The following is a 25,367-nucleotide window of genomic DNA, read 5'->3' on the forward strand; positions in this document are numbered from 1 at the left end:
CCTTACTAGCCTATCGGAAATCTTTCCGGCCAAAAATTGTACCTTGGTACAACCGGGAGCCCCGGCCGCTCCCTTTTTACTGCTCCGCGTTCACCTGTTCCTTGATCAGCAGGGCCAGTTGCAGACGGTCGCGCACCTTCAGTTTCTCGAAGATGGAGCCGACATGCGCCTTTACCGTGCGTTCGGTGATCTGCAATTGGCGCGCGACTTCCTTGTTGCTGGCGCCGGAACAGATAGCCTGCGCGACTTCGCGTTCCCTGTCGGTCAAGGCCGCCTCCCAATTGGGGGAACGCGAAGGGATGGCGGCGGGGATGCGGTGCAGGCTGCCCAGCATGCGGTGAATCAGGCCTTCGCCGATCCAGAGGCCGCCGTTGCGCACCACCGCTTCGATCTGCTGCAGCAACTCGGCAATGGCGTGCGCATTGCAATATCCCTTCGCCGACACGGAAAACGCTGCCAGCGCCTCGTCATCGTTCGGGATATCGCTCATCACGATCAACGGCGCCGGTCCGATGCGCGCATGGACCAACGCGACCTGCTCGGCCATCGTCTTGTTCGCGTCCAGGCGCAACCAAACCATGGCCGGCGCCGGCAGCGGCTTGGTCAGCGCATTCAGCGCGACACTGCGCGCCGCGGGAAAGGCTTCCCGCCAGCGCGGCAACATGTCTCCGCTGGCGGAGACAAACAGTTGATATGTCATCGAAGCACCCGGTGTTATTCTTTTTAAACTACCTTTCGGTCAGCGCCGCCTGCTTGGCCCGCAATACCGGCTTCATCAGGTAAGACAGAATGCTCTTTTCACCCGTGATGATGTCGACTTCGGCCACCATGCCCGGAATAATGGGCAGATGCGAGCCGAGATACGACTTCGCGGTGCGCACCCGCACCGTGTAAAACGTGTTGCCGCGTTCGTCGGTCACCGAGTCCGCGCCGATGTGCTCAAGCTTGGCTTCCAGGCCGCCATAGATCGAAAAGTCATAGGCGGTGAATTTCACCGTCGCCTTCTGCCCCGGCCGCAGGAAGGCGATATCCTTCGGCAGCACGCGCGCCTCCAGCACCAGCTGGTCTTCGCTCGGGACGATCTCGACGATGTCGCGCCCGGGCTGCACCACGCCGCCGACGGTGTTGACCAGCAGGCGCTTGACCGTGCCCTTGACCGGCGAGCGGATCGCCGACTGCTTGACCCGGTCGCTCAGGCCGGTGCTGGTCTGCGCCAGCGCGTTCATCTTGGCCATGGTCTCGGAATACTCCTTGCGGGCGGTGTTACGCACCGTCAGCTCGACTTCCTGGATCTTGCGGGTGGCCTCGGCGATCGCGGCCTGGGCGCGCGAAATCTGCGCCGCGGCCACGTCGCGTTCGCCCCGGAAGCGCGCCACATCGCGCTCCAGGCGCAGCAGGTCAACCTCGGACACCGCGCCGGAGGCGAGCAGCGGCTTGGTGACGCTGTATTCCTTGGCGGCCAGCTCGTAGGCCTGCGACGCCTGCGCCTGGCGCGCGCGCGCCTCGCTCAGCTCCTGCTGGCGCTGCGCCATCTGCTGCTGCGCGATGGAGACCTGGGCATTCAGTTCGTGGGTGGCGGTCTCGTACAGCTGGCGCTCCTCGGCCACCGTCTTCGGGTCTTCCTTCTCCACTTCCGGGTCCAGTGAAAACGGCGTGCCTTCGCCGATGGCTTGCAGGCGTGCGGCCTTGGCCGCCAGCGACAGGTACTGGGAGCGGTTTTCGCGCACCGAGGATTCGAAGCGGGTCGAGTCGACCTGCAACAGCAGCTGCCCGGCGTCCACCTGCTGCCCTTCGGTCACGGCGATCTTGGACACGATGCCGCCGTCCAGGCTTTGCAGCACCTGCAGCTGGCGCGACGGGATGACCTTGCCATCGCCCTTGGTCACTTCGTCGATCCTGACCACGGCGGCCCACAGCACGAACAGCACGACCACGCCGAGCAAGGCACGCATCAGGATGCGTGCGCGCAGCGGTTCCTGCTGGATCATGAAACGGTCGGCGTCGCGCACGAAATCCTGGTCATCCTCGTGCTGCGCCTGCTCGCTCCACATGCGGCTAAGCCAGTGTTCATGTGCGGGCTGCAGGCGGAGGCGAATCGCTTCGAGCAGGCGGTGGGCGCGGCGCGCCAGTGCGATGAACCGGGTCATCATGCGGCCCTCGCGATCTGGCCGGTCTGCAGCGCGGCGACGACCTTGTCGCGCGGGCCGTCGGCCACGATCCTGCCGTCATCCATGACGATGATGCGGTCGGCCAGGTCCATCAGCGTGGAGCGGTGCGTGACGATGACCATCGTTTTGTGCTTCGCATAGGTTCGGATGCTTTCCTTGATCTGGATTTCGGAGGAGAAGTCCATGGAACTGGTCGGTTCGTCGAGCAGCATGACCGGCGGATCGAGCAGCACCGCGCGCGCAATCGCAATGCCCTGGCGCTGCCCGCCGGAGAGCGACTCGCCGCGCTCGCCGACGATCATGTCGTAGCCTTCCGGATGGCGGTTGACGAACTCCGACAACCCGGCCATTTCGGCGGCGGCGATCATGGCGCCGTCATCCACGTACGGCGCACGGATCGTGATGTTTTCACGTAGGCTGCCGTAGAACAGCAGCGAATCCTGTTCCACGTAGCCGAGGTTGCGGCGGATGTCGGCCGGGTCGAGCTGGCGCAGGTCGACACCGTCGAGCAGCACCGCGCCCTTGGTGGGGGCGAACAGGCCGAGAATGAGTTTTTGCAGCGTCGACTTGCCGGAGCCGACGCGCCCCAGCACCAGCACCTTTTCTCCGGGCCGCACGCGGAAACTGATGCCGCGCAGCGCCTCGGTGCGGCTGCCCGGATAGCTGAAATGCACGTCGCGGAATTCGATCTCGCCCTTGATTTCCGGGCGATGCACGAACGCGCCTTCGGTGCCGCGCTCGCCGGGCGTATCGACCACTTTTTCCAGCGCGGAAAGCGCGGTCTTGGCGTTCTGGAACTGCAGCAGCAGCCCGACCACCTGGCCGAGCGGCGCCATCGCGCGCGACGCCAGCGTGGTGGCCGCGATCAGGCCGCCCATCGAGAGCATGCGCTCGTGGATCAGGTAGACGCCGGCGGCGACGATGGCCACGTTGACGAACTGCTGCAGCGACGCCACGCCGTACATGCTGGACGACGACAGCAAGCGCAGCTGGCCGCTCACGCGCGCCAGGAACGCGGTCGCCTTTTCCCACTTGGCCTGCATCTGGCTTTCCGCGCCGTGCGCCTTGATGGTCTCCAGGCCGGTCAGGCTTTCGACCAGCGTCGCATTGCGCATGGCCGCGGCGCGGAAGGTGGTTTCCGCCAGCTCCCGCATCTTGTGCTGCACCATGTAGCTGTAGACGACGATCACGATCATGCCGATCAGCGGGATGAACACGAGCGGCCACGATATCCACGCCAGCACCGCCAGGAACAGCAAGGTGAACGGCAGGTCGACCAGGGTGGTCACCGTGGCCGACGCGATGAAGTCGCGCACCGTCTCGAACGAGCGCAGGTTGGCGGCGAACGCGCCCACCGACGCCGGGCGCTGCGACATCTGCATGCCCAGCACGCGCTCCATGATCAGGGAGGACAGTTTCAGATCGACGCGCGCGCTGGCCAGATCGACGAAATGGCCGCGCATGAGCCGGATCACGTAATCCAGCACCAGCACCAGCGTCATGCTGGCGGCCAGCACCCACAGAGTCGCTTCGGCGAAATTCGGCACCACCCGGTCGTACACGTTCATCGTGAACAAGGGCATGGCCAGGCCGAACAGGTTGATCAACAGCGCCGCGGCAAGCACATCCTTGAAGATCGTGCGCTGCTCAAGGATCGCGCCCCAGAACCAGTGGCGGCCGGGCGCGCTGACCAGCGCCGGGGTGCGCTGATCGAAGCGGAAATGCGGACGCGAAAAAATCGCGACACCCGAATAACGCTGCGCCAGCGCCGCGCGCGGCATGCTCACCGTCCCCTGCCCCGTTTCCGGGAACAGCAGGCGGGCGTCGCCAGTGGCTTCATCCCAGCCCAGCAATACGCAAGCTTCATTTCCTTCGAGCAACAAGATCACCGGCAGCAAGGCGGCATCGATATTTTCCAGGGCGCGCCGCACCACCTTGCTCGAGAATCCGGCGCGTGCCGCCGCGCGTGCAAACAGCGCCGGCGTCAATCCTTCCTTCGCCAGCGGCAGACCGGCCGCCAGCGCGGCATGGGTTGCGGGCCGGCCGTGGATGCGTACCAACTCGACAAGGCAATCCAGCAAGGGGTCATGGTGAAGCTGGTCTTCACGCAAACCGTGGTTCAGGTCGGTTGTTGTCTTTGCCGTATCAAGAGTCATGTTGTCCAGCCTGCGGAGGCGAAGGGTGAATACGAATTGCTGATAAGCAATATGCGCAGTCTTTTCGAAAACGCGTGATTGCTTTCGCCGTTGAAAAACGGCGACGTGATTCGCTTAGGCAACGACCACCATTGTAAGTTGCATTTTGTAACAGTTAATCACAGTCAATTAAATTTTCGGTGCGAATTTGAAATTTCGCGACAACGAAATTGCCCCGTCATTACTGGGCGAGCTTGAAATTCATTCCGACAAATCTAATTTCCGTATAGCAACGTTGCTTGCTGGAGACATTTACTTGAAGTGAAGAAATTTAATTCCTGAAGGAAAGAGCAAAGCTTGCAACCAAATGTAGCATTTGATCCGGATCAATTTTACGGCAAGCAGCTCGGGGGAGAAAGAAATGAACAGGATTTATCGCGTGGTATGGAATGCCAGCAAGGGCGTATGGCAGGCTGCCTCCGAGTTAGGCACCGCACGCGGCAAGATCAAGAGCAGCCGCATGCAGCGCCGCAGACAACTGGCGGCCGTTTCATTGTCGCTGGCTGGAACGTCGGCGCTGGCGGCCGGCGCTCTTCCCACCGGCGGCAGCGTGGTGGCCGGCAGCGGCAACATCAGCACCACTGGATCAGCCATGACGATCAACCAGTCGACCGGCAAGATGGCAATCGATTGGCAAGGCTTTTCCATCGGCCAGGGCAACAGCGTCACCTTCGTCCAGCCATCCGCCAGTGCCGTCGCGCTCAACCGCGTGCTGGGCGCGGACGCGTCGATGATCCAGGGCGCGCTGAAGGCCAACGGCCAGGTCTTCCTGATCAACCCGAACGGCGTGTTGTTTTCACCGACCGCGCAAGTCAATGTCGGCGGACTGGTCGCCTCGACCTTGAACATGAAGACGGAAGATTTTCTGTCTGGCAAATACCAATTCGAAGGCAGCAGCGGCAATGCCGTCATCAACCAAGGGAACATCCAGGCTGCGCCGGGCGGCAGCGTCGCGCTGATTGCGGCGAAGATCACGAATGCCGGCAGCATCGACGCGCCGAGCGGCAATGTCTTGATGGGCGCCGGCAGCCAGGTCATGCTCGACTTTGGCGGCCCGGTCAAGCTGCAGGTGCAAAAGGCCGCGCTCGATGCGATGATCGCCAACGGCGGCGCCATCCGCGCCGACGGCGGCACCGTCCTGCTGAACGCGCAGGCTGCCGGCGACCTGGTGAGCACCGTGATCAACAACACCGGGCTGATCCAGGCGCAGACGCTGGCGACCGGCGAGCAGGGCAAGATCATGCTGCTCGGCGACATGCACAACGGGCGCGTGGAGGCAGGCGGCACGCTGGATGCGAGCGCGCCCAGCGGCGGCAACGGCGGATTCATCGAAACCTCGGCGGCGCAGGTCGACACCGCGCCGGGACTGGTGGTCAACGCCGGCGCGAAAAACGGCAGCGGCGGCCAGTGGCTGATCGACCCGTACGACTACACGATCACCGCCACGGCGGCGAGCAATATCGCCAACACGCTCAACAACGGCACCAGCGTGACGGTGTCCACGCAGACCAGCGACACGAGCCTGGGCGGCAGCGCCTCCACCGGCAACGGCGATATCACGGTGGCCAGCGCCATCACCAAGAGTGCTGGCGGCGATGCGACGCTGACGCTGCGCGCGGACCGCAACATCATCGTCAACAGCGACGTCACCTCGACCGTCGGCAAACTCAACATCACTCTGAACGCAGCCAACAAATCGGGAGCAACCACGGGTGGCGTCGACATCAATGCAAACCTGAAGTCGAACGGCGGGAACATCCTCATCGGCGGCGCCCAAGGCGCGACCACGAACGGGATAGGCTATGCGATGAATCTGGATTCCAGCCGCGCCGCCATCCTGGTTGAAGCAGGCAAGTCCATATTGTCCCAGGGCGGCAACATCACCATCAATGGCAAATCGCTGGTCGGTTCGAGCAGCGGCAGTTATTCCGCAACAACCGGCGGCGTCTATATCCTGTCGAACGCCACCATCCAATCCGGCACCGGCAACCTGTTCATTACCGGAGAAAGCGCCGGCGGCCTCAATACGTTCGGCATCGGATTTGAGGCGAAAACCGGAACCGTCACTACGATCGGCAGCGCTCCGAACGGCGGCAACATGCTGATGAATGCGGTGAATTCCTCTCCTGGACAGGCGACTAAAACAGCGACGCTTCAGGAACAGCGCGATCAGGGAGCGATCGGCTTGATCAACTATGGCAGCGCTTCCGGCAACTCGCCAACCATCGTCTTCCAAGGTCCGTCCGTCGCCAGCTGGCTGGTCTATATTAACGGCGTGCCGCAACTATCAGGCTATACCCGCACGCCGCAAGTCACTTGCAGCAGCGGCTATCTGAATTGCGGCTACCTGGTCGTGCCGGGATCGAACAACAGCTACCTGTATGCGGCCTACCAGGCCGTCGACCTGTCGACCATGCCGATTTATGTGATCCAGACCGGCAACGGCAGCAAGATCTATGACGGTACCACAGCCGCAACCGGACTGACACTCACCAGCCTGGGCGGGCCCTCCGGATTTGCCCCGACCGACCTGAATCCATATCCGGCTTTTAGTACCGCCAGTAAGAACGTGGCAACCTACTCCGATCTGATTGCCAATCCTTCCAATCTGAAAGATTTCTCTTCGGGCGGAACGACTTACGCGGTTGCCTACTACAACAACGGCACCTACACGATCACCCCCAAGGCACTGACGCCGATCGCCGCCGGCAAGGTATATGACGGCACGACCACCGCAGCGGTCACGGCAACCGGCCTGGTCAGCGGCGACAACGTCACGCTGAGTGGCAGCGGCACGTTCGGCAGCAAGAACGTGGGCAACTATAACGTGAGCATCACGGGGATTACGCTGTCCGGCGCGGATGCCGGCAATTACTCCCTGTCCGGGACCTCCGCCAGCGCCAATGCCAGCATCACGCCACGCACCGTGACGCTGTCGGCGACCAAGACCTATGACGGAACGGATGATCTGAGCGGCTTAGTGACCATCGGTAATCTGGTAAACAACGAAACCCTGGCCTACAGCGGCGCGACAGCCAACAGCGCGCATGCCGCCAGCGCCCAGTACATCAACGGCATCACGCTGAACGATGGCTCCAATGGCGGGCTCGCCAGCAACTATCAGTTGCCGACGCTGACGCAACGCACCACCGGCAGCAATACTGCCGCGATCACACCAAAAACGCTTACCGCGACACTGACGAACTCGAGCGTGTCCAAGGAATATGACGGCACCACCGCCGCGCCGTCCGGCTTCTCGCCGAGCTGGACTATCTCCGGATACGCTGCAGGCGACAGCGGTGCAGCGCTCGGCTCGGCTAACGCCGCATACGACAGCAAGGATGCCGGCGTTGCAACCAAGGTGACTGTTTCCGGCCTGACCATCAACAGCATTGCCAGCAGTACGCACGGTTCTCTGCCAAGCGATTACGTGCTCGACGCAAGCAGCAAGGATGTCGCTGCCGGCATTACTCCGCGCTCGATCACGGTCAGCGCGACCGGAAAGTCCAAGATCTATGGCGAGGCCGACCCCGCTCTCAGCTACTCGGTGACAGGCGGCAGCCTGGTCAATTCCGAGGCTTTGACAGGCAGCCTGACCCGTGCGACAGGCGAGAATGCGGGCACCTACGACATTACCCAGGGATCGCTCACCAGCGCCAACAACAGCAACTACGCCATTACCTTCAACAACGGCAACCTGACGATCACCCCGCGTCCGATCTCGGTGGTTTTCGACGCCAAGTCCAAGGTCTACGGCAGCGCCGACCCGACGCTCACCTACACGATCAGCAGCGGCAATCTGGTCGGCAGCGATGCCCTGACGCTGTCCCGTGCAAGCGGCGAGAATGCGGGCAGCTATGCGATCAGCACCCAGTCCAATCCGAATTACACCATCAGCGCCACCGGCGGCAGCCTGACCATCACGCCGCGCCCGATCTCCGTCACCGCGGACAACAAGACCAAGAACTCGGGCAGCGCCGATCCGCAATTCACCTGGAACGTCACCGGCGGCAATCTGATCGGCTCCGACGCGCTCACCGGCGAGCTCGCGCGCGATCCGGGCGAGCTCGCCGGTACCTACGGCATCCATCGCGGCACGCTTGGTAACAGCAATTACGCAGTCGCGTTCGCCGACGGCACGCTCTCGATTTCCGCCGGCGCGCCCACGGCAACACCGGCCGTGCCACCGACTGTGCCACCGAGCGTAACGCCCGCCGCAGCGCCAGCCGTAGCGCCGGCCCAGTACACGTCCACCGTGCCGAACCTGACGCCGCCCGCAGTCGGCGGCCTGACCTATGTGGCGGTGCCGGACGTTCCGGCCAGCCCGGCAGGCTCGCCCGCTGGCACAAGTACGGCAGCGGCACCGGCCGCGTCGCAGAATGCCGGCGCGACCAGTGCCGCCGCGCCCGATAGCGCCCAGGCAGACGGCGACGCCACGCCGAACGTGGTCAGCCGCCAGAAGCAGACGGCATCGCAGGCGACATCCGCCGGGCGGGACGTGAAATTCCTGAACGTGATGGTGGTGTCGGGCGGCATTCATATGCCGGGCGATTTGAGCGCGCCCGCGGCGAACACGAGCGACTCCAAGTAAGCGGGCAAGACAACCGATAACGCAGAAACGGCAATCATCAACAATCCATGAAACATTTACCCGCCCACCTCCCGCTGGCCGCGCTCGTGCTGGCGGCGCTTCCAGCCCTCGCGCAACAACAGCCCGACGCCGGCCGCGTGTTGCAGGAAAACACGCCGCCGCAGCTGAACCTGCCGCGCCCGTCGCCCGGGCTCAAGATCGAAACGCCTTCCACGCCGGTGGCGCCGGGCGGCGCCCAGGTAGCGCTGCAAGGCATCGCGATTTCCGGCAACACCATCTTTTCCCAGGACGAGCTGCTGGCCGCGCTCGGCGACGTGAGCGGCAAGTCCTACGACTTCGCCGGGCTGAATGCGCTGGCGCGCAGCATCACCGCGCACTACCAGGCCGCCGGCTATCCGTTTGCGCGCGCCTACCTGCCGCCGCAGGACCTGTCGCAGGGGCAGCTGCGCATCCAGGTCGTCGAAGGGCACTATGGAAAAATCGTGGCGCACGGCGAACCGGCCTTCACCGGCAGCGCGCAACGCTTCCTGTCGCACCTGCGATCCGGCGACGTGATCGAGACCCGCGCGCTGGAGCGCGTCACCCTCCTGCTCGACGACCAGCCGGGCATCCGCACCGTGCCGGTGGTGCGCCCCGGCCAGGAAGTCGGCAGCGGCGACCTGCTGGTCGAGGTGCAGCGTGATCACCGCTACAGCGGCGACGTCGGCCTCGACAACCACGGCAACCGCTTCACCGGGCGCAACCGCGTGCACCTGAACGCGAACGCCGACAGCCCCTTCATGCTGGGCGACCAGATCGCGCTGCAGTCGCTGTATACCGACGAACGCATGTGGTTCGGCTCGCTCGCGTATCACCTGCCGCTCGGCTCGTCCGGGCTGCGCGGGCGCGTCGCCTATACGCATTCGTTCTACAGCCTGGCCGGCGACTTCGGCAGCCTGGACGCCAGCGGCACCGCCGATGTCACCAGCATCGGGCTGTCCTATCCGATCATCCGCTCGCAGCAGCGCAACCTGGTGCTGGCGGCCAGCTTCGAGCACAAGCAACTCAAGGACCGGCAGGGCGCTGCCGGCACCAGCAGCAGCAAAACGAGCTCAGGCATTCCCGTGGCGCTGAGCTTCGACGTGCGCGACCAGCTGTACCGCGCCGGCATCACCTACGGCTCGCTGTCCTGGACCCGCGGCAGCGCGAACCTGGACGATACGCTGGCCAGCACCGACCAGAGCACTGCGCGCACCTCCGGCAGCTTCAACAAGTTCAACCTGGATCTGGCGCGCATCCAGTCGCTGGCCGAGCACGTCGACCTGTACGGCCGCGCATCGGCGCAATGGACCGGCAAGAACCTGGATTCGTCGGAAAAGTTCGGGCTGGGCGGCATCAACGGCGTGCGTGCCTATCCGAGCGGCGAGGGATTCGGCGACGACGGCTGGCTGGCGCAGGTCGAGCTGCGCTATGCATCGGGACCGTATACGCCCTTCCTCTTTTATGACGCGGGACGGGTGAAAATCAACCACGATGCATGGGCGGCGGGAGACAACCACCGCAGCATCGCCGGCGGCGGCGCCGGCCTGCGCTATGCGCGCGGCCCGTGGAGCGGCGCCCTGACGCTGGCATGGCGTACCCGGGGCGGCGCGCCCCGCTCGGACACGCAGGATCACGTCCCGATTGCCTGGGCCAGCATGCAGTACCGGTTCTGAATCCTCGGGCGCAGGCGCAGCGGAATGTCGATGCATGTCAAAGCGGCATCGCATTCCGCCCGATGGATGTCTTTAAAAATTTTCGCGCATCAATCGAAATACCTGACCAAGCCATCGAGCTCGCCCGCGGTCTGCTCCAGCCGCTCCGAAGCCGCCCATGCGCGCTGCACTTCGCCGCGGTTTTCGACGATCAGCGACGCCACCTGATTCATCTGCTCGACTGTCTCGTCCATCGCAAACGCCTGCAGCCGCGCGGCGGCCACCAGTTCACGCGCCAGCAGCGGCAACTGCTCGTCCTGCCGCGCCGGATCTTGCCCGCCCGGTGCGCTTTCCGTCAGACACAGCATGCGCTCCGCATCCTGCGCCAGCCCGGCCAATCCTTCGCTCGCGGCATTGGCGCTGTCCAGCGTGTGATACACGCGGTCGTGCTGCTCCTCCGAGTGCTGCGCCAGATTCATCATGGTCTGATTCAGGCGCGTGCATTGTTCACGGATCGAGCCGGACGACTGGCGGATTTCATTCATCATCACCTTCAGGTGCAATCGCATCATCGCCACCCCGGCCATCACCCGCCCCGGCTCGCCGTAACCGGCGACGCCGCTTTCTCCGGAAAGGTTGCCCTCGCCGATGCGTTCCAGCGCAACCACCGCCGCCTGCAGCGGCAGCACGGTGGCACGGAAGAAGTACACGCCGGCCAAAAGCAGAATCAGGCAACCGGCGGAAATACCGATCACGGCCACGATGCAGATCGCTTCGTTGCGCTCGGCCACCGCCGCGAAATTGGCTTGCGCCTTCTTCGACAGGAAGCCGAGCAGCGCCTCCGCGCGGCTGTTGGCTTCATCGTACAAGGGGTTGACGCTCTCCACCATCAGCGCCTGCGCGCGCGCCGCATCGCCCTTTTCCAGCGCAAGCTGCGCCGGCAGCAGCCCGGCTTCGACATAGCGCGTGCGCGCCTGCCAGTAGCGCTCGGCGAGCTCGCGCTCGGTGCCGCTGCGCGCCAGCTTGCCGTAATCGGCCCACAGCGCATCGATCTCCTGGCGGTTGCGCGTGAGCTGCGCCATGTGCTTCGCCAGCGATGCCGCCGCATCCGGTCCCGCGCTCTGTTCGCGCACCGCGAGCACGATGCGCGCGCGATTGTCGGCCATCAGGAAATTGATGCGGCCGATCGCCTGCACCGGCGCCATCTGCTCGTAATACAGCCCGCGCATCGCGCTGCTCGACAGGGTCAGCCCGGTGATGCCGAGAATGCCGCCGGCAATCATCATCAGGGTGACGAACACGATGCCGAGCGTGACGCCGTTTTTCACCGACAGGCATTTCTTCCAGCCGCGCTGCCCGTCCTGGCGCTGCACGCGCCCGCTGCGTTCCGCCTCCCGGTAATCGGCCTCGGCCTTGGCAATCGCCTCGCGCGCCGGTTTGCTGCGTACCGACATGTAGCCGATGGTCGCGCCGTTCTTGCGGACCGGCACCACCTGCGCGTCGACCCAGTAATGGTCGCCGTTCTTGCAGCGGTTCTTCACCAATCCGCGCCACGGCAAGCCCTTTTTCAACGTAGCCCACATGTCTTCGAAGATCGCCGCCGGCACGTCCGGATGGCGCACGAGATTGTGGCTGGCGCCGACCAGTTCCTCGCGCGCGAATCCGCTGACTTCGACAAACGCGTCGTTGGCGAAGGTGATGACGCCCTTGGTGTCGGTGCGCGACACCAGGGTCAGCCCGTCCGGGAAGTCCTTCTCCTGGCCGGTAATGGGAAAATTCTTTTTCATAACGCCCCTCGCGCCAATGGAATGCAGCCGATGGTTGATCCGGAAATAAAAGCTACTTCAGCCATAGTCGTTTGATCGTGACCGCCGCCGCGCGGCAATCGGTGAATGGCACCATGCCCACGATTTCATAGGCTGGATTCGACGTTTCGCGCCGCATCGGTTCGAGCAGCGGCATGCCGCGCTGATCGTATACCGTGTATGCCACCGCATCGGCCGCCTTGTGCGTGCGCTGCTTGATGACCGCCAGTTCGCCGCTCTTCAGCCTGACGATGGAGCCGGGCGGGAAAATGCCGATTTCCCTGATCATGTTCTGGATCAGTTCGCCATCGAGGCCGGCGTCCTTTTGCAGATAGATGTCGCGCAGCGCGGTTTGCGTCACCCACGCCTTGCCGCGGTAGGGGCGCGGCTTGGTCATCGCGCTGTAGGTGTCGGCAATGGCCAGCATGCGCGCGCCCAGGCCGATGCTCTGGCCCGCAATGCGCTGCGGATAGCCGCTGCCGTCCAGGCGCTCGTGGTAGTGCTCGACGCTGTCAAGCCAGCAGTCGTCGGTCACGCCGGCGCGGCGCAGGATGGCGCCGCTTTGCAGCGGATGCGCGTGCACCGCCTTCTTCAGCGCTTCGGGCAGCGGGCCGTCGCACTGTTCGATCTCGCCTTGCACCGCGGCCAGCCCGATGCCGCGCGTGAGCGCCGCGCAGACGAAGATCAGGCGCTGCTCCTCGCCCAGGCCTTGGCGCCGCGCGATCAGCTCGGTCAGCACCGCGCCCATGACCTGGTGCACGATCAGGTAAGGATTGACGTAATCCAGGTGCGGCGCCGCCAGCGTGCTGTCGGTGTCGGTCGTGCACAGCGCCTGCAGCCTGGCGGCGAATTGCATGATGCGCGACGGCAGGTCGATCTGGTCGGGCGTCTTCAATGCGGTGGCGTAACTGTGCTTGAGGTTCAGGATCAGGCTGCCGACCTGTTCATACACCGGAGACGCCTCGGGCGCAGCACGCATCGGCGCGCCGGCACGCTGTGCCGCCGATGGCGCTGCGGGTGGCGTGGTGGTGCCCATCACGGCCTTGCGCAGGATGAGGCTCTCGACCTGTTCAATCATGCTCACCACCACGCCCTTGCGCAGCAGCACCCGCCCCTCGACATCGTAGATCGAGAAGGGAAGCGGCTCGCCGAGCGGGATGTCGGCCAGAGTGATTTGTCGTTTAGATGGATACATAGGCGACGTAGGATGCTGCGCGCAGGCGGCGTTCGCGTCTGGGCTATCCCTGGAAGGGCATCGCACCGGTTCCATCATAAGAGGAAGCAATTCCCCTAAAGCAACTATTTCTGCAAGAATTGCTTTAGGATAAGGTTCTTGAAGCGCAGGCCCTGCACGATGATTGGAGCTTGCCGGATCGCCAAAGCCGAGTCCATCTGCTGGCGCAGCGCGATGAAGGTGCACGGCACTTCACCCCAGCGACGAAATGTGATCGCGAGCCAGCGATTTCAGAGGAAGTTTTCCTGACTATGCGCGAAATGTAACGAATGTTTGCAGCACTGCACCGGATTAATTGCCAGCATTGAATCTGATCTAGAATGCGGACATCCGAACCGACTCCCGCCATGCAAGCCCATCCGCCAGGCCCGCCATCCCTCCCCACGCCCGAGCCGCATCGCCATGAAATGCTGGCCGCCGGGCTGGACATGCTGGACCAGGGGCTGACCGTGTTCGACGCCGACCTGCGCCTGGTCGCGTGGAACCGGGCCTTCCTGCGTCTGCTCGATTTTCCGGACGAGCTGGCCTATGTGGGCGCGCCATTCGACTCCTTCATCCGCTACAACGCCCGGCGCGGCGAGTACGGCCCCGGCGACGTCGAGCAGCAGGTCGGCGAGCGCGTCGCCGCCGCCAGTGCTTTCAACGCGCATTACGCCGAGCGCGAGCGGCCGGGCGGGCAGATCATCGCGGTGCGCGGCGAGCCGCTGCCACACCGCGGCTTCATCACGCTCTATACCGACATCACCGCGCAGCGGCGCTACGAGCAACTGGCGCGCGAGCAGAATGCCGAGCTCGAACAGCGCGTGCAGGAGCGCACCCGCGAGCTGCAGGCGACCACGGCGGCGCTGCGGCGCAGCGAGGAGCGGCTCAGCCTGATCACCGACCGCGTGCCGGCCCTGATCGGCTACTTCGACCGGCACCAGATCTACCGCTACGCCAACCAGGGATACGCCGACTGGTTCGGGCGCAGCAAGGACAACATCGTCGGCCATCCGATCCTGGAAGTGATCGGCGAGCGCATCTACCGCGAGATCCTGCCCTCCATCGAGCGAGCCATCGGCGGCCAGCAGGCCACCTACCAGTACGAGATGGAGAACAGGGAGGGGCGCAGCGTGCATGCGCGCAGCATGCTGGTGCCCGAGTTCGACGGCAACGGCGAAGTGCTCGGCTGCTTCGTCCTGTCCGTCAACATCTCCGAAATCAAGCGCGCCCAGGCGGCGCTGGTGCAGGCGCAGAAAATGGAGGCGGTGGGGCAGCTGACCGGCGGGCTGGCGCACGATTTCAACAACCTTTTGACGGTCGTGATCGGCAACCTCGCCGCACTCAAGGAGCGCCACCCGCAGGACGAGGTGGCCGCCTTCCTCGACCCCGCGCTCAAGGCGGCCCACCGCGGCGCCGAGCTGATCCGCCGGCTGCTGACGTTTTCCCGCCAGCAGCCGCTGGAGCCGCGCCCGGTCGACGTGGTGGAGCTGGTGGACGACACGGTGACGCTGCTGACGCGCTCGCTGCCGGAGAACATCCGCATTTCCACCCATGCCGCGCTGCCGCTGCTGTTTGCGCGCACCGACGCGCACCAGCTGGAGAACGCGCTGCTCAACCTCGCGTTCAACGCGCGCGACGCGATGCCGCGCGGCGGACAGCTGCACATCGAGGTCGCGCCGCTGGCGGTGAACGCCGACATGCAGGTCGAATGCGACGTCGCGCCCGGCAGCTACGTCCAGCTCTCCGTGTCCGACAACGGCGCCGGCATGGACGCCCACACGGCCGCGCGCGCCTTCGAGCCGTTCTTCACCACCAAGCGCTTCGGCTCCGGCAGCGGACTGGGGCTGTCGATGGTGTACGGCTTCGCCAAGCAGTCGCACGGCAGCGCGCGCATCCAGAGCGAGCCCGGCGCCGGCACTACGGTGCGCCTGCTGCTGCCGCGCTGCCAGGCCGCCGCCGCGTCGCCGCACCAGGGAACCGGCGCTGCCATCCCCGCCGCCGACCGCAGGCCGCTGGTGCTGCTGGTAGAAGACGACGCGGACGTGCGCGCCGTGGTGCGCAACCAGTTGACCGACCTCGGCTATCCGGTGCTGGAGGCGCAGGACAGCGAGGAGGCGCAATCGATGCTGCACAGCGTACCCGACATCGGCATCCTGGTTTCCGACATCGTCATTCCGGGAGACATGAACGGGCGCGAAGTCGGCCGCCTGACGCGCGAGCGCTACCCGCATATCCGCGTCGTGCTCATCAGCGGCTACGCCGACGACACCGGTGCGGCCCCTGAGCCGGCGCTGTACGTACTGAAAAAACCCTTCACCAAGGCGATGCTGCAGGCGGCGCTGGATACGGAAATACGATGAACGGAACACCCGCCCGCGACACCCACGGAAAGATCGTCTACGTCGTCGAGGACGACGCGGACGTCGCGCGCCTGATCCGCGCCACGCTGCAGGATTTCGGCTTCGGCATCGTGGCCTGCCCCACCGCCGCCGACCTGTTCCGCCGCATCGGCCGGCAGGCGCCGGACCTGTGCATCGTCGACCTGGGCCTGCCCGACATGGACGGCATGGACGTGGTGCGGCAGCTGCGCGAGCGCTGCGACTGCGGCATCCTGATCCTGACCGGGCGCGGCTACGTGGGCGACCGCATCATGGGGCTGGAGCTGGGCGCGGACGACTACGTCGCCAAGCCGTTCGACCCGCGCGAGCTGGTCGCGCGCGTGCGCAGCATCCTGCGCCGCACCGCCTCGCCGCCTGCCGGGCAGCGCAAGGTGCCGGGCACGGCGCAGTTCGCCGGCTGGTCCTTTCACACCGGCAGCAACACGCTGGCCGCGCAGGACGGCAGCGAATGGAGCCTGAGCACGGCCGAAGCACAGCTGCTCAAGACCTTCATTGCGCACCCGAACCGCATCCTGAGCCGCGAGCAGCTGCTGTGCGAGCGCGACGTCTCGCCGTTCGACCGCAGCATCGACGTGCGCATCTCGCGATTGCGCCGCAAGCTGGAAGCCGATCCGCAGAATCCGAAGTTGATCCGCACCGTGTACGGCGCGGGCTACCTGTTCGCGGCAGACGTCAGCTGGAGTTAAATCAGGCCGCCGCGGAACGACACGCCGACCACGACGAACAGCACCGACAGCACCGTAACGACCCTGATCCTGCGCGCCATGACGGGCAGCGTCTTGTCACTGAGCCTGGGGATGATGCGCAATCTTGCGTCGATTGCCAGGAGCACGGTCGCCGTCAGCAACGCCAGCTTGAACAGGATAAGCATCGCCGGCGGCCCTGCCATGGAAAACCAAGCCGAAACATCCGGCAGCATGGCGTGCGCCATCCACAGCCCCGATGCCGCCTGGATCAGCAGCGCCGGCATGCCGATGCGTTCATACCCCGACTCGAACGCGAGGAGAATGGCGGGGTCGCGCGCGGCGAGCGCGCGCGGCAGCACCGTCAGGGCAAGTACCAGGTGGCCGCCAGTCCATACCGTTGCGGCGAGCACGTGTAGAAGAAGAATGTAGCTATACATCGGGAGAGGGTTGGTGTGGGGGGATTAGAGGCTAAGTTGACATGATTACGTGTTTGAAAGCCAGCGGTATGCGTTCATCTGCATGTTAAATGTTCACCCTGTATAGCACGAATAATTCATACTTTTTACTTTTGCATCCGGTCCAAAAATGAACTTGAGCTCACCGGCCTCGTTCCCGATTGAATCCTCAGAACTAAGCGCCGCGTCGTATCGCTCTAGTGCTCGCTGAACTTCTTGTAAAGGCTGTCCAAGCTTGAAAATGTTCGCATTCCACGGTCCATTCTTGGTAACTGTCGCCAAAGCAGTCATGTAACGTTCGAGGTCATTAGAGAAAGTGATCACTCGGAGAGAAAGCCCCTCAAATGTAATGTCCCGTCGACTTGTCGTATAGCCTTCCCAATTTTCAGTATCAATAACGGTATTGCTTTTTACTGGAGCGATCCGTAAGAGGCTTGAATAGGAACCAGGCAAATGCAGCCCGAATGGCGCTTCTTCACAGGAAAAGTTGCCGATATAGTTCTTGCCGCTCGCGATTACGTTGGCGGACCAAAGACATATCAACAGAGGACAGATTAATCTCAGCATTCCAAATTCCATTTAACGTCGGTTAGCCCGCAACACGCGTGAGTACCACTGGTACACCCTCAAGTGTCCTCCAAACTGCAAACAGGGCCAGACCGATAGGCAGCAGTATTTCAAGCCCCCATAGGCTAACGAAGCGTACTCGGAATCGCCATGAAAGACGGCGCGTCTTTGCCACGGTGTCTGACCAATGCTGAACGAGTGGTTGTATCTCACCATGCAGCTCAGCGCCATTCTTAGCGATCTCCTTCAGTTGGCCTCGCGCGTCGGAAATAGCGCGACTGATTTCCATTTCGGTACGCATTTCTCGTTCGCCGAACGGAAGGTTCTCGAGGCGCCGAGTTGCGTTCTCGATCTGTTCACCCACGACGGCGAAGTGCGCCTCCAGCATCCGGACCAACTCGAGGTATGGAGCCACAAGGTAACGCTCTCGCTTGAACTTCCACGCGGAATAGTCCACGTATGCCGCGACGAGGTATCCAGCCAAGAAGTACAGAACTAGGAGGCAGGCAAGTCCTTTCGTGACCGATGCTCCAACCGTGGAGCCGGTGACGGTCTGTAGGCCTAGGAATCCATTAACCTGAAGATCGAGCGCCGCAATCAAGATAGCGCCAAAACTCGAAGCGACGAGGTTTCTCTTCGCCTTCCTCGATTCCTCGCCGAGAGGATCCTGGAAGACGACATCCTTGATGTCATTCTCCAGAACGGCTTTGTATACTTCAGGTCGAACGTGCGCCATGCTTGATTTTGCGGGCTAACTGTTTATTTAGACGGACACCTGTCTGATAAACATGGAGCCGCTCCTGTGCAAACCTGCGCCATGCCTTGAGTCTTTCCAAACTCGCCGAATTACACAGAAAAATAAAAATTCGTGAAAGGCGGACAGCCATGCAGACGGATTGCACGGCACCGAGTGTAGAAGAAAATAGCTCTTGCGACAACGAAGCTACATGCGCCCGGCCATTGATGGATGTGATTCGATCTGAGGCCGCGCTAACGCCGCGAATAGTAATCGACCACCGCCTCGATTTCTTCCGGCGTCATCTGCCGCACCACGTTGCGCATCTGGCCGTGGATGTCGTTATGCCGGGTGCCGTCGGCAAAGGCCTTCAGTTGCGCGCGCAGGTATTGCGCCGGCTCGCCGTCGAGCGTGGGGCTGGCGGTCTTGCGGTCGCTGCCGCCGTGGCAGGAGACGCAGGGCGGGATGTTGCGCATGGGTGAGCCGATCTGCACGATGCTGGGCGCCTTCAATTGCTCGACCAGCGTGGGCGGCGGCTTCAGGCGCGGCAGATCGCCGTAATAGGCGGCCAGGTCGCGCATGTCCTGGTCGCTCAGGTTGCGCACGTGCGGCGCCATGATTTCGCTGTCGCGGTGCCCGGCCTGGAAGTCGCGCAGCTGCTTGTAGACCGATTCCGCATCCTGGCCGGCCAGGTTGGGCGTGTTCGCGCCGCTCATGCCGCGCGCGCCGTGGCACATCGTGCAGCGCAGCGCCAGCGTGGCGCCGCGCCCGACCGAGATCCGGTCCTCGGAAATCATCTGCGGCACGACGATCACGTCGCTCGACTGCACACGGCCGGAGCCGGCGCCGGCCGGCGCGGCGGCGGGGCCGGGGGCGCCGGCGGCGCGGCAGATCGCGTCCCACAAGCCGCCGATGCTGCGGTCGTTCTGCGCATAAGGCATCCAGACGAAGCCGACCAGCGCGGCCACCAGCGCGGTGCCGGCCACGGCAGCGACCGAGCCGGCGAACCACGGGTTCTTCAGGGAGAAAAGCTGTTCGCTGCCGCTCATTTCTTGATCCCCACGGGTACGGCGGGCACGGAGGTCTCGGGCGTGGCCACCAGCTTGGCGATGGGGTAGCCGTAGTTCACCAGCGTGAGCGCGATCATCAGCGCCAGCCAGAGTGCGAAGCTGTTCAGTGCCACCGGCACACGGTGCGGCTGGTGCACCGGCGCGCTGAAACGGAATTCGGGAAGTGTCACGCGAGGCGCGCGGTGCCCGCGCAGCAGGATGAAGATGAACAGCAGCGCCGACGCTACCAGCAGCAGGCCGCCGAAGAAGGTGATGGTGACCGACAGCGCCTGCGGCGCGATGGCCGGATCGCTGTAGTCGAAATAGGCCATGCGGCGCGGGATGGAGAGGATGCCGACGTAGTGCCAGGGGAAGGTAACGATCAGCATGCCGAGGAACCACAGCCACAGCTGCGCGCGCATCAGGCGCAGGCTCTCCAGCGCCTTGCCGGTCAGGTGCGGCCACAGGTCGTAGGCGATGGCGAAGTACATGATGACGATCGCGCCGCCGAAGATCAGGTGGAAGTGGCCGGTGATCCACTGCGTGTTGTGGACGGTGAAGTCGAGGCGGTAGCTCATGTTGATGATGCCGCCGGCGCCGCCGAAACCGAGCAGGATGAAGGCGAAGGCGACCGCCAGCATCATCGGATTTTTCCAGGGCAGCGCGGCGATCCAGCCGAACGCGCCGCGCCCGCCGCGCAGCCGCCCGGCGATTTCGACCGAGGCGGTGATGGTGAAGACGGTCAGGAGCGTCGGCACCGACACCATGCCGGTGAAGACCGCGTGCAGGAACTTGAAGCCCTCGCCCACCTGCGGGTCCTGGAACACGTGGTGGATACCGATCGGCATCGAGAACACGAGGAACAGCACGAAGGACACGCGCCCCATCATGTCGCTGTAGAGCCGTCCGCCGATGGCGCGCGGGATGAGCGTGTAGAACGCGATATAGGACGGGATCAGCCAGAAGTAGACGATCGCGTGCAGCGTCCACGAGAACAGCACGCGCGCCAGCCCGGCGTCGATGGTGGACTTGAAGCCGAGCGCGACCGGCAGGATCTGGAACAGGATTTCCAGCGCCGCGCCCACCGAGGTCCAGGCCCAGAGATACGCGCCGGCGACATTGGCGAACATCGGCAGCGGGATCGGCTTGCCGGGATTGTCCCGCTTCCACTGGTGCAGGTTGACCGACATCAGCGCCACCCAGATCCAGGAGCCGACCACCACCAGCACCACGCCGATGTAGTAGAAGGCATTGCCGATCATGGGCGGATAGAAGGTGTACAGGACCGACGCCAGTCCGAGCGCCACCGGCACCATCGCCACCACCGTGCCGAGCACCACCAGCGCATAGCCTGCCCAGGCCCACTTGAGGCCGGCCAGCGGGCGCTTCAAGGACAGCTCGACGATGGCATAGCCGAAGCCCATCGCCACCAGCGTCGGGAACACGTAGGCCATCGCCGAGCCGTGCGCGGTGACGGAGCGGTAATACAGCTCGGGGTTGCTCAGGCCGGGGAACAGGGGGCTGCGCACGTACATCTGCCATTCGCCCAGCAGCAGGGCCAGCAGGAAGGCGGCGAACGCGAACCAGAAGTGCGCCAGCACGAGTTTTCTAGTGTTGAACACAGCTTTGCCTCCGCTCGGTTTGCGCCTGCCTGAAGAAGCTGTCGCGGTCGATCACCTTCACCCTGGCCCACATGCCGGCGTGGCCGACGCTGCAGAATTCGTGGCAGGGCATCACATGCATGCCGGGCTTGCTGAAGCGCGTGTGGAAGTTCGAGACATAGCCGGGTTCGAGCATGACGTTGACGTTGGTGCCGGCGATGATGAAGCCGTGGATCACGTCGGCGCTGGTGCCGCGAAAGCGCACCGGCGTGTTGTCCGGCACGACGATGCATTGCGGCACGAAGGAGTACTGCTGCCCGACCAGGCGCACGGTGACCGAACCGTCTGCCTCGACCGCCGAGCCGAGGTTGTCCTCGACGAATTCGCCGGAGAGATGCAGGGTGGAGGGATTGATGGTTTCGACGCGTTGCGCCGGCATCATTACCCAGTGCAGGCTGGCGAAGGCGATCATGACCAGCAAGAGGCCGATGACCAGCATGACGAACACGGCCCAGCGCAGTTCGGCCCGTGCCGCAACATCGTCGTGATTTCCGGGAGCGGTCGCCATGGCTAGTTGCGAGGCACGAACACGAACAGGTAAAAGGCGAACCAGATCGCCAGCACGATCAGCACCGCCACGCCGGCCAGGGCCACCGCACCGCGCGGCCCCTGCCGCACGATGTCGTCGACCGCCTGCTGGTTGGCTTCGATCGCCTGGGCGCCGTTATCGAGGGTTTCATGGAACATCGGTGTCGTTTACTCCATGGTGACCACGCGCAGCGCATTGGCTTCGCGCGGGGTGACGGGCGTGCCGTGGTTGCCCCAGGCGGTGCGGATGTAGGTGACCACGGCCGCCACTTCCACATCGGACAATTCCTGCGCAAACGGCGGCATCCCGTACGGCATCGGATTTCTCCTGGTGCCGGGCGGGTAACCGCCGTTTAACACCATGCGGATCGGGTTGACCGCCGATTCCATTTCGATCGACTGGTTGTTGGCCAGCGGCGGGTAGTGCGGCGGCATGCCGCGCCCGTCGCTGGCGTGGCAGACCGCGCATTTCGCCTCGTACACGCGCCGGCCTTCGGAAAACACCTGCACCGCTTCCGGCGTGTTGGGCAGCTGGTTGGGCTCGCGCACCGAGGTTTCCTTGTCGGGCAGGCTCTTCAAGTAGACCGCCATCGCCCGCACGTCTTCGTCGTTCAGGTATTGCAGGCTGTTGTAGGTGACCTCTGCCATCGGTCCGAATACCACACCGCGCCGCGACACGCCCGCCTGCAGCAGGTCCACGATGTCCCGGATCTCCCATTCGCCCAGCCCGGCTTCGCGGTTGGAGGTGAGCGACGGCGCGTACCAGTGCTGCATCGGGATCAGCCCGCCCTGGAACGCCTTGGCTTCGGACGAGCCGCCCAGCGCGTTGATCGGCGTATGGCACATCGCGCAGTGGCCCAGGCCCTGCACCAGGTAGGCGCCGCGGTTCCACTCGGCCGACTTGGTCTTGTCCGGCCGGTATTCGCCTTCCTCGAAGTACAGGGTGCGCCAGCCGATCAGAAGCGCGCGGTTGTTGTAGGGGAAGCGCAGTTCGTGCGGGCGATTGGGCTGCGCCACCGGCGGCACCGATTTCAGGTAGGCGAAGATGGCGTCGGAGTCGGCGCGCGTGACCTTGGTGTACGACGCGAACGGCATGGCCGGATAAAGGAGCGAACCGTCGCGCGAGCGGCCGGTATGCATCATGTTGTAGAACTCGGTCGCGCTCCAGGCGCCGATGCCGGTTTTCGGGTCCGGCGTGATGTTGGGCGCATACAGCGTGCCGAACGGCGTGGGCAGGGCGCGGTTGCCGGAAAAGATCGGCTTGCCCGGGACAGTGTGGCAGGCGATGCAGTCGCCGGCCTGCGCCAGGTAGCGCCCGCGCTCGATCTGGGCGGAAGACGCCGGCGTGCGCGGCTGGGGCTGGCCTGCGACCAGGAAGGGGAACGCGGCGACCGCAAACAGGCAGGCCGCCATCACCATCGCACGATTTCGCCGGGCTGTCGTGGGCACCGTGGGCTCTCCTTGCTAGCGCTGCTGGCTGCCGCATTCCAGCGGCAGGCGTTCGGACGATGCCTTCAGCGGCCGGGTGTCGGCGGGAACCGGCATGGAAGACAGCCAGCCGGCCACGGCCGCCACTTCGGCTTCGGTCAGACGCGCGGCGATCAGCTGCATGCAATCCGGTTCGAGCGCGGTGCGGGTACCGTAACGCCAGCCGCCGAGCTGGGCGCTGATGTAGTCGAAGCGCAGGCCGATCAGGCCGGGGATGCCGGGCTCGCGCCCGCTCAGGTTCGGCCCATGGCAGGCGACGCAGGCCGGAACCTTGCGGGCGGGGTCGCCATTCATCACGATGCTCCTGCCGCGCTGCAAGGCCTGGTCCGGCACGACGGATGGCGCGGGGTTATCGTAGGGCACCTGGATGTCGGCATAGTACTGCGCCATCTTTTTCAGGTAATCGTCCGGCAGATAGGCGAGCAGGAAATTCATCGGCGCATATTTGCGCCGTCCTTCGCGAAACGCGACGAGCTGGTGATACAGATAGCCAGCCGGTTTGCCGGCCAGCCGGGGGAAGTAGACGTTGCCGGTGCCCCCGCCTTGCTTGCCATGACAGGACACGCAGGCGCGCAGACGTTCCTCGATCGTGTCCGGCGGCCGCTGCGGCGTCGCGACGTTCTGCGCCCGGCCCGGCAGCCAGTGCGCCGCAACAATAACGATCGCCAGACCGACGACATAGCGGGCCACGCCTTCCCTCCGAATAAGCACCGGTGCGGATCAGGCATGCACCGAGGTTATTGTCATTAATTCAATATCGGATAGACAGGCCAACGGGATAAAAATTCCCGAGCCGGCCGGCGCCGGCGTCGGGTTGTCAGGCTATATGGCAGGAAAGATGATACGCGGCATGCGCCGTTCGGGACGGCAACGCGTCAGGCATGGGCCCGGATGAACTGCGCAATCTTCGGGCACACGCGCTCGTGCCAGCGCCGGCCGGAGAAGATGCCGTAGTGCCCGGCCTCGGGCGCGACATAATGCTCCTTCTTCGACGCCGGGATGCTCTTGCACAGCTCATGCGCCGCCTTGGTCTGGCCGCGCCCGGTGATGTCGTCCCACTCTCCTTCGATGGTCAACAGCGCGACATTCTTGATGTCCTGCGGGCGCACCGGCTTGCCCTCCACTTCCCAGGTGCCGGTCATCAGGCCCGCTTCCTGGAACACGATCCTCACGGTTTCGAGGTAAAACTCGGCCGGCATGTCGAGCACGGCGTTGTATTCGTCATAGAAGCGACGGTGATGCTCGACCACGGGATCGGTGCCGTTTTTCGCCAGGTGCTCGTAGAACTCCTGGTAGCTCTTGACATGGCGCGACGGATTCATCGCGACGAAGCTCAAGTGCTGCAGGAAGCCGGGATACACGCGTCGCCCGTACCCCGGATAATTGGCCGGCACGGTGTGGATCACGTTGTTCTCGAACCACTTGAGGTCGTGTTCGGTCGCCAGACGGTCAACCAGCGTGGGCGACTTGCGGGTATCGATCGGCCCGCCCATCATGGTCATCGAGCGCGGCTGCTTCGGCTCCTTGGCGGTAGCCATCAGCGACACCGCCGCCAGCAGCGGCACGGTCGGCTGGCACACGGCGATCACGTGCACGTCCGGCCCCAGGAAGCGGATGAAGTCCTGCAGATAGTACACGTAATCGTGCAGATGGAATTCGCCCGCCGACAGCGGCACCAGCTTGGCATCGATCCAGTCGGTGATGTACACGTCGTGCTCGGGCAGGAGCGTCATCACGGTGTCGCGCAACAGGGTCGCATGATGGCCGGACAGCGGCGCGAGCAGCAGCACCTTGGGCTGCGCCAGCGTTTCGTCGGCGCGCCACTGCTTCCTGAAATGAAGCAGGTGGCAGAACGGCTTTTCCACCACCGCCTCCCGGGCGATGGACACCGTCATGGACGCGTCTTCGCCCGGCACCATGGTCGATGTGATCTCGAACTTCGGCTTTTCATAATCCTTGCCGATGCGATGCAGCAGCTCGAAACCGGCCGCCAGGCGCTGCGCATACGGCACATAGGAAAAAGGCGATGCCGGGTTGGTCAGCATCAGATACGACATATGGGCGGCGTCGGCCAGCGGCGCCATCCACATCCGGTTGTTTTCGTGAATCTGATAAAGCATGGGCTGTCCTGTTGAGGCGAAACGTTTGCC

General features: G+C 64.1%; 19 protein-coding genes. 4 read left to right on the top strand and 15 right to left on the bottom strand.

The genetic code is table 11. The features are described 5' to 3' along the window. Positions 1 to 76 precede the first annotated feature (76 nt). Genes FAY22_RS17685 through FAY22_RS17695 form a run of 3 tightly spaced genes read right to left on the bottom strand, consistent with a single transcriptional unit; the run spans position 77 to position 4,324 of the window. Entirely contained in the window at positions 77 to 700 is a 624-nt protein-coding gene (locus FAY22_RS17685; RefSeq protein ID WP_146331637.1) for a response regulator transcription factor, read from the bottom strand. A gap of 28 nt (positions 701 to 728) precedes the next feature. Then, positions 729 to 2,150 (bottom strand): HlyD family type I secretion periplasmic adaptor subunit, encoded by a 1,422-nt coding sequence (locus FAY22_RS17690; RefSeq protein WP_246860551.1) that lies wholly within the window; start codon positions 2,148 to 2,150, stop codon positions 729 to 731. Continuing rightward, a complete protein-coding gene (locus FAY22_RS17695) occupies positions 2,147 to 4,324 on the bottom strand; it encodes a type I secretion system permease/ATPase (RefSeq protein ID WP_146331639.1) in 2,178 nt (725 codons plus the stop codon). The genes FAY22_RS17690 and FAY22_RS17695 overlap by 4 nt, the downstream gene beginning before the upstream one ends. 400 nt (positions 4,325 to 4,724) lie before the next feature. Here FAY22_RS17695 and FAY22_RS17700 point away from each other — a divergent pair, with 400 nt between their 5' ends. Beyond that, positions 4,725 to 8,954, top strand: coding sequence for an MBG domain-containing protein (locus tag FAY22_RS17700; RefSeq protein ID WP_146331641.1), 4,230 nt, complete (start codon positions 4,725 to 4,727; stop codon positions 8,952 to 8,954). A gap of 47 nt (positions 8,955 to 9,001) precedes the next feature. Continuing rightward, a complete protein-coding gene (locus tag FAY22_RS17705; RefSeq protein WP_146331643.1) occupies positions 9,002 to 10,648 on the top strand; it encodes a ShlB/FhaC/HecB family hemolysin secretion/activation protein in 1,647 nt (548 codons plus the stop codon). Positions 10,649 to 10,737: 89 nt separating this feature from the next. Here the strand turns inward: FAY22_RS17705 and FAY22_RS17710 are convergent, their stop codons facing one another. Then, positions 10,738 to 12,414, bottom strand: a complete 1,677-nt coding sequence (locus FAY22_RS17710) for a Tar ligand binding domain-containing protein (RefSeq protein WP_146331645.1) — start codon at positions 12,412 to 12,414, stop codon at positions 10,738 to 10,740. Positions 12,415 to 12,466: 52 nt separating this feature from the next. Continuing rightward, positions 12,467 to 13,627, bottom strand: coding sequence for an HD-GYP domain-containing protein (locus FAY22_RS17715; protein ID WP_168204870.1), 1,161 nt, complete (start codon positions 13,625 to 13,627; stop codon positions 12,467 to 12,469). 359 nt (positions 13,628 to 13,986) lie between these two features. Between FAY22_RS17715 and FAY22_RS17720 the strand changes: the two genes are divergently transcribed. Continuing rightward, a complete protein-coding gene (locus FAY22_RS17720) occupies positions 13,987 to 16,008 on the top strand; it encodes a PAS-domain containing protein (protein WP_246860552.1) in 2,022 nt (673 codons plus the stop codon). Next, positions 16,005 to 16,733 (top strand): response regulator transcription factor, encoded by a 729-nt coding sequence (locus FAY22_RS17725; RefSeq protein WP_146331649.1) that lies wholly within the window; start codon positions 16,005 to 16,007, stop codon positions 16,731 to 16,733. Before FAY22_RS17720 ends, FAY22_RS17725 begins: the two co-directional genes overlap by 4 nt. On the opposite strand, the gene FAY22_RS17730 is transcribed toward FAY22_RS17725, so the two are convergent. The 10 genes from FAY22_RS17730 to FAY22_RS17770 all read right to left on the bottom strand — a co-directional run bounded on the left by FAY22_RS17730 (position 16,730) and on the right by FAY22_RS17770 (position 25,337). Further along, entirely contained in the window at positions 16,730 to 17,170 is a 441-nt protein-coding gene (locus FAY22_RS17730; RefSeq protein ID WP_146331651.1) for a CopD family protein, read from the bottom strand. The genes FAY22_RS17725 and FAY22_RS17730 overlap by 4 nt on opposite strands. Positions 17,171 to 17,263: 93 nt before the next feature. Beyond that, complete coding sequence (locus tag FAY22_RS17735; RefSeq protein WP_146331652.1) at positions 17,264 to 17,755, bottom strand: hypothetical protein; 492 nt, start codon at positions 17,753 to 17,755, stop codon at positions 17,264 to 17,266. 22 nt (positions 17,756 to 17,777) lie between these two features. Next, entirely contained in the window at positions 17,778 to 18,491 is a 714-nt protein-coding gene (locus FAY22_RS17740; RefSeq protein ID WP_146331654.1) for a hypothetical protein, read from the bottom strand. A 254-nt stretch (positions 18,492 to 18,745) separates the two neighbouring features. Beyond that, a complete protein-coding gene (locus FAY22_RS17745) occupies positions 18,746 to 19,540 on the bottom strand; it encodes a c-type cytochrome (RefSeq protein ID WP_146331657.1) in 795 nt (264 codons plus the stop codon). Continuing rightward, positions 19,537 to 21,141: a b(o/a)3-type cytochrome-c oxidase subunit 1 gene (locus tag FAY22_RS17750; protein WP_210411978.1), complete on the bottom strand. Its 1,605-nt coding sequence runs from the start codon at positions 21,139 to 21,141 to the stop codon at positions 19,537 to 19,539. The genes FAY22_RS17745 and FAY22_RS17750 overlap by 4 nt, the downstream gene beginning before the upstream one ends. 7 nt (positions 21,142 to 21,148) lie before the next feature. Next, the gene (locus tag FAY22_RS17755) at positions 21,149 to 21,709 is read right to left on the bottom strand and encodes a cytochrome C oxidase subunit II (protein ID WP_146331661.1); all 561 of its coding nucleotides are present in this window, start codon (positions 21,707 to 21,709) and stop codon (positions 21,149 to 21,151) included. Positions 21,710 to 21,711: 2 nt separating this feature from the next. After that, positions 21,712 to 21,888: a hypothetical protein gene (locus tag FAY22_RS22045; RefSeq protein ID WP_168204871.1), complete on the bottom strand. Its 177-nt coding sequence runs from the start codon at positions 21,886 to 21,888 to the stop codon at positions 21,712 to 21,714. Positions 21,889 to 21,897: 9 nt separating this feature from the next. Next, positions 21,898 to 23,148 carry a cytochrome c gene (locus FAY22_RS17760; protein WP_146333515.1) on the bottom strand — a complete coding sequence of 417 codons (1,251 nt, stop codon included), beginning with the start codon at positions 23,146 to 23,148 and terminating at the stop codon, positions 21,898 to 21,900. A 45-nt stretch (positions 23,149 to 23,193) separates the two neighbouring features. Further along, complete coding sequence (locus tag FAY22_RS17765; protein WP_371417402.1) at positions 23,194 to 23,874, bottom strand: cytochrome c; 681 nt, start codon at positions 23,872 to 23,874, stop codon at positions 23,194 to 23,196. 218 nt (positions 23,875 to 24,092) lie between these two features. Further along, positions 24,093 to 25,337: a polyhydroxyalkanoate depolymerase gene (locus FAY22_RS17770; protein ID WP_146331663.1), complete on the bottom strand. Its 1,245-nt coding sequence runs from the start codon at positions 25,335 to 25,337 to the stop codon at positions 24,093 to 24,095. Positions 25,338 to 25,367: the final 30 nt, after the last annotated feature.

Origin of the sequence: Noviherbaspirillum sp. UKPF54, assembly GCF_007874125.1 — a bacterium.
In the GTDB taxonomy this organism is placed as follows: Bacteria; Pseudomonadota; Gammaproteobacteria; order Burkholderiales; family Burkholderiaceae_D; genus Noviherbaspirillum.

Bases quoted from the DNA above. Each gene is read 5' to 3' on its own strand.
- FAY22_RS17700 (WP_146331641.1), top strand. From the start codon at position 4,725: ATGAACAGGATTTATCGCGTGGTATGGAATGCCAGCAAGGGCGTATGG.
- FAY22_RS17690 (WP_246860551.1), bottom strand. From the start codon at position 2,150: ATGATGACCCGGTTCATCGCACTGGCGCGCCGCGCCCACCGCCTGCTC.
- FAY22_RS17685 (WP_146331637.1), bottom strand. From the start codon at position 700: ATGACATATCAACTGTTTGTCTCCGCCAGCGGAGACATGTTGCCGCGC.
- FAY22_RS17760 (WP_146333515.1), bottom strand. From the start codon at position 23,148: ATGGTGATGGCGGCCTGCCTGTTTGCGGTCGCCGCGTTCCCCTTCCTG.
- FAY22_RS17745 (WP_146331657.1), bottom strand. From the start codon at position 19,540: ATGAGCGGCAGCGAACAGCTTTTCTCCCTGAAGAACCCGTGGTTCGCC.
- FAY22_RS17695 (WP_146331639.1), bottom strand. From the start codon at position 4,324: ATGACTCTTGATACGGCAAAGACAACAACCGACCTGAACCACGGTTTG.
- FAY22_RS17735 (WP_146331652.1), bottom strand. From the start codon at position 17,755: ATGCTGAGATTAATCTGTCCTCTGTTGATATGTCTTTGGTCCGCCAAC.
- FAY22_RS17720 (WP_246860552.1), top strand. From the start codon at position 13,987: ATGCGGACATCCGAACCGACTCCCGCCATGCAAGCCCATCCGCCAGGC.
- FAY22_RS17740 (WP_146331654.1), bottom strand. From the start codon at position 18,491: ATGGCGCACGTTCGACCTGAAGTATACAAAGCCGTTCTGGAGAATGAC.
- FAY22_RS17705 (WP_146331643.1), top strand. From the start codon at position 9,002: ATGAAACATTTACCCGCCCACCTCCCGCTGGCCGCGCTCGTGCTGGCG.
- FAY22_RS17725 (WP_146331649.1), top strand. From the start codon at position 16,005: ATGAACGGAACACCCGCCCGCGACACCCACGGAAAGATCGTCTACGTC.
- FAY22_RS17730 (WP_146331651.1), bottom strand. From the start codon at position 17,170: ATGTATAGCTACATTCTTCTTCTACACGTGCTCGCCGCAACGGTATGG.
- FAY22_RS17770 (WP_146331663.1), bottom strand. From the start codon at position 25,337: ATGCTTTATCAGATTCACGAAAACAACCGGATGTGGATGGCGCCGCTG.
- FAY22_RS17710 (WP_146331645.1), bottom strand. From the start codon at position 12,414: ATGAAAAAGAATTTTCCCATTACCGGCCAGGAGAAGGACTTCCCGGAC.
- FAY22_RS22045 (WP_168204871.1), bottom strand. From the start codon at position 21,888: ATGTTCCATGAAACCCTCGATAACGGCGCCCAGGCGATCGAAGCCAAC.
- FAY22_RS17755 (WP_146331661.1), bottom strand. From the start codon at position 21,709: ATGGCGACCGCTCCCGGAAATCACGACGATGTTGCGGCACGGGCCGAA.
- FAY22_RS17715 (WP_168204870.1), bottom strand. From the start codon at position 13,627: ATGTATCCATCTAAACGACAAATCACTCTGGCCGACATCCCGCTCGGC.